Annotated in this window: 4 protein-coding genes and 1 tRNA gene; 4 read left to right on the top strand and 1 reads right to left on the bottom strand. The window is 67.2% G+C overall.

Annotated elements, in window-relative coordinates:
• Nucleotides 1–268: 268 nt before the first annotated feature.
• A tRNA-Ser gene (locus EKL94_RS21880) sits at nt 269–361 on the bottom strand.
• A gap of 144 nt (nt 362–505) precedes the next feature.
• Between EKL94_RS21880 and dnaX the strand changes: the two genes are divergently transcribed.
• From dnaX to EKL94_RS21860, 4 genes are all read left to right on the top strand, one after another.
• Nucleotides 506–2,566: a DNA polymerase III subunit gamma/tau gene (dnaX, locus tag EKL94_RS21875; RefSeq protein WP_126930621.1), complete on the top strand. Its 2,061-nt coding sequence runs from the start codon at nt 506–508 to the stop codon at nt 2,564–2,566.
• A 6-nt stretch (nt 2,567–2,572) separates the two neighbouring features.
• Nucleotides 2,573–2,893: a YbaB/EbfC family nucleoid-associated protein gene (locus tag EKL94_RS21870; protein WP_004154630.1), complete on the top strand. Its 321-nt coding sequence runs from the start codon at nt 2,573–2,575 to the stop codon at nt 2,891–2,893.
• A 112-nt stretch (nt 2,894–3,005) separates the two neighbouring features.
• Nucleotides 3,006–3,605 (top strand): recombination mediator RecR, encoded by a 600-nt coding sequence (gene recR, locus EKL94_RS21865; protein WP_057501949.1) that lies wholly within the window; start codon nt 3,006–3,008, stop codon nt 3,603–3,605.
• A gap of 66 nt (nt 3,606–3,671) precedes the next feature.
• A complete protein-coding gene (locus EKL94_RS21860; RefSeq protein ID WP_126930620.1) occupies nt 3,672–4,031 on the top strand; it encodes a histidine triad nucleotide-binding protein in 360 nt (119 codons plus the stop codon).
• Nucleotides 4,032–4,252 lie beyond the last annotated feature (221 nt).

Below are 4,252 nucleotides of genomic sequence, written 5' to 3'. Positions count from 1 at the left end.
TATAAGGGCCGGGGTCCCCACTGCCCCCCGCCCGGTGGCGCCCGCCCCCCGGGACCCCCTGGGGTGGTTTCGCCGTGCATATCGCGGTTCGGGGGGAACAAGCCCCTCTGTTGAGGGGCTGCCCCGACAGGGGCGGGGAGAGGCAGGCAAAGGGAGGGGCCCAAAGGTTGCGCAGCAACGTTTGGGGCGAAGCGCGCGCAGCGCACTTCGCGTCCCGCGCCAGATAACTGAAAAAGGCCGCCCCTGAGGGCAGCCTTTTTCAGTTATCTGGCGGAGAGAGGGGGATTCGAACCCCCGAAGCGCGGTTTAGACGCTTACACACTTTCCAGGCGTGCTCCTTCAACCACTCGGACACCTCTCCGGATCCCTGCCATCGGCAAACGCCTCAGCAGGGGCGCAGATTCTAGCGGGCCGCGCGGCACTTCACAAGCACCCCAGTCAGGAACCTGCGAAGGACGTGCCGGAGGCGAGGGGGCTGGACAGGCATGGCACAATGGAACATCCGATGGAAAACGGTGGCCTGATGTCCTATCTCGTCCTTGCCCGCAAGTGGCGTCCGAAGCGTTTTGCCGAGCTCGTGGGCCAGGAACACGTGGTCCGTGCGCTCAGCAATGCGCTGGACAGCGGTCGGGTCCACCATGCGTTTCTGTTCACCGGTACCCGCGGCGTGGGCAAGACCACCATCGCGCGCATCTTCGCCAAGTCGCTCAACTGCGAGCAGGGCACCAGCGCCGACCCCTGCGGCCAGTGCGCGGCCTGCCTGGACATCGACGCCGGCCGCTACATCGACCTGCTGGAAATCGACGCCGCGTCCAACACCGGTGTGGATGACGTGCGCGAGGTGATCGAGAACGCCCAGTACATGCCCTCGCGTGGCAAGTACAAGGTCTACCTGATCGACGAAGTGCACATGCTGTCCAAGGCGGCGTTCAACGCGCTGCTGAAGACGCTGGAAGAACCGCCGGAGCATGTGAAGTTCCTGCTGGCCACCACCGACCCGCAGAAGCTGCCGGTCACCGTGCTCAGCCGCTGCCTGCAGTTCAACCTCAAGCGACTGGATGAGGATCAGATCCAGGGCCAGATGACCCGCATCCTGGCGGCAGAAGAGATCGAGGCCGACGGCAGCGCCATCGTGCAGTTGGCCAAGGCCGCTGATGGCAGCCTGCGTGACGGCCTGTCGCTGCTGGACCAGGCGATCGCCTACGCCGGCGGCGCGCTGCGCGAGGACGTGGTGCGCACCATGCTGGGCACGGTCGACCGTACCCAGGTGGCAGCGATGCTCGATGCGCTGGCCGAGGCTGATGGTCCGCGCCTGCTGCAGGTGGTGGCTGCGCTGGCCGAATTCTCGCCGGACTGGAGCGGCGTGCTGGAAGCATTGGCCGAAGGCCTGCATCGCATCCAGGTGCAGCAGCTGGTGCCGGGTGCCGCAGCAGCTGCCGAAGGCCTGGACGCGACGGCGTTCGCCGAACGCCTGCGTCCGGAAGTGGTGCAGCTCTGGTACCAGATGGCCTTGAACGGCCGCCGTGACCTGCCGTTGGCACCGAGCCCGCGCGCGGGCTTTGAAATGGCCGTGCTGCGCATGCTGGCGTTCCGCCCGGCCGCAGCGGTCCCGCCGGTGCCGAAGTCGGTGGAGGGTGCAGGCAGTACGCCGGGTGGCACTGCTGCCGGTGGTGGCAGCGGTGCGGGTACCCATGAAGCGACGACGGCCGCCGCCGCCGCTTCGGCAAGCCCGACCGTGGCGGCGCAGGTGGCCGCTCCGGTGCAGGCCGCGCCGCGTGAACCTGAACCCGAACCTGAGCCGGTCCCGCAACCCGACCCTGAGCCGACGCCGGAGCCCGAGCCCGAGCCGGTTCCGGTGGAAGAGCCCGTGTCACCGCCGCCGATGAAGGCCGAAGCAGCGGCGCCGCCGTCCGTTGAAGCAGAAGCGGGCGACGACCTGCCGCCGTGGGCCACCGACGAAGCCGAGGCGCGTGACGAGGCGCTGGCGGCCGAGATGGCTGGGCCGGACGCCGCCATGGTGGCGCCCTGGCATGAACCGCCAGCTCCCGTCGCGGCTCCCAGCGAGCCTGCACCGTCCGAGCGCCCGTTCCGCACTGAAGGCATTGCCATCGCGCCGGCCGAGCCCGCGCCAGTGCAGGAGACCGTGCCGCTGGAAGGTGTCAGCGACCTGGCCAGCGCCGAGGACTGGCTGGATCTGGTCGCCAACAGTGGCCTGAGCGGCCCGTCGCGGCAGCTGGCGGCCAACGCTGCCTTCATCAGTTGCCAGCACGGGACCTTGAAACTGGGCCTTTCGCCCGGATTTGAATACCTGCGTTCGGAGCGCGCGCTGGCCGCCCTGGGCGAGATGCTGGAGAAGGCCCTTGGCCAGGCGCCGAAGATCGTGGTCGAGACCGTGGAAACCGAACACGTTCCGGCCGAGACCCTGCACCAGCGTGCCGATCGCCAGCGTGGCGAGCGGCAGCAGGTGGCAGAGGCTGTTTTCATGGACGATCCGGAAGTGCAGGTGCTGATCCAACAGCACGGTGCCCGGGTTGTTTCCGATTCCATCCGTTCTTTTGACGAGTAAGACACCATGCGCGGAAACATCGCCCAACTGATGCAGCAGGCCCAGAAGATGCAGGAAAACCTGCAGAAGGCCCAGGAAGAAATCGCCAAGATCGAAGTGACCGGCAGTGCCGGTGGCGGCATGGTCAGCGTGACCCTGACCGGCGCCAAGGAATGCCGCAAGGTGCGCATCGACCCGTCGCTGGCCAGCGACCCGGAGATGCTGGAAGACCTGATCGCCGCCGCCTTCAACGATGCCTCGAACAAGATCGATGCCGAGTCGAAGTCGAAGATGGGTTCGGCCACCGCTGGCATGCAGCTGCCGCCGGGCATGAAGCTGCCGTTCTGATTCTTGGCGGGGGCGCCTGTTGCTGCAGGCGCCCGCTGCAACCCTCAGTCGAGCATGGCTCGACTCTACAAACAGCTGTCGAGCCTGCTCGACGCAATGAAAGCCTGCCGCCGTGTCCGCACCCCTGCTTGAACAATTGATCGATGCACTGCGGGTGCTGCCTGGCGTGGGCCAGAAGACGGCGCAGCGCATGGCCTACCACCTGCTCGAGCGCGAGCGCGAAGGTGGCCAGCGCCTGGCCGAGGTGCTGGCGCTGGCGGTGGAACGCATCGGCCACTGCGCGCAGTGCCGCGATTTCAGCGAAACCGAGCTGTGCCCGACCTGTGCCAACAGCAGTCGCGAGCGCAGCCAGCTGTGCGTGGTCGAATCGCCGGCCGACCGCCTGGCCATCGAAAACGCCACCGGCTTCCGCGGTGTCTACTTCGTGCTGCAGGGGCGGCTGTCGCCGCTCGATGGCATCGGCCCGCGCGAGCTGGGCCTGGAGCAGTTGGAGCGACGGCTGGCCGAAGGCGAGGTGCAGGAGTTGATCATCGCCACCAGCGCCACTGTCGAGGGCGAGGCCACTGCGCATTACCTGGCGCAGCTGGCGCGCGCACGCAAGGTGCAGCCCAGCCGCCTGGCGCAGGGCCTGCCGCTGGGCGGCGAACTGGAATACGTCGATCGTGGCACGCTGTCCCACGCGTTCGGTACGCGCAGCGAATTCCGCGATTGAGCAACGGCCGGCATGGCCGGGCGTGAGCGGCCTACAATGCGGGAGACATCCCCGCCGAGGCCGACCATGAGCAACGAAACCCTCTTCAGCAAGATCATCCGTCGCGAGATCCCGGCCACCATCGTCTACGAGGATGACGAGGTGCTGGGTTTCAAGGACATCGCACCGCAGGCGCCGGTGCACGTGCTGTTCATTCCGAAGAACGAGATCATTCCGACCCTGGATGACCTGCAGCCGTCGCAGGCGCACCTGATCGGGAAGCTGGCGCTGGCTGCCGCCGAGTACGCGCGCCGCGAGGGCTTCGCACAGGACGGCTACCGCATCGTGATGAACTGCCGCGAGGATGCCGGGCAGACCGTGTTCCATATCCACATGCACCTGCTGGCCGGCGCGCCGCTGGGGCATTTCGGTGCGCCGGGGCGTTGAGCGCCCGTATCCACGCATGGCGTGGATCTACCGTTTTCCGGCGTAGATCACGCATGAGCGCCAGGAGCGCCCCGCTGTAGATCCACGCCATGCGTGTGACTCGTCCTGCCATAGGTTGACACCTATGGGGTGGATGATCCGGCCGCCGTCAGGCGACCAAGGACGCCCGATGCATCGCATCGGGCGTCTGCATTTTAAGGGACAGGTGGGGTCGCTCGGCG

Source organism: Stenotrophomonas maltophilia (assembly GCF_003970865.1).
GTDB lineage: Bacteria > Pseudomonadota > Gammaproteobacteria > Xanthomonadales > Xanthomonadaceae > Stenotrophomonas > Stenotrophomonas maltophilia_AR.
Note: the sequence above shows the minus strand (reverse complement) of the source record. Positions and strands in the feature narration are given on the sequence as shown.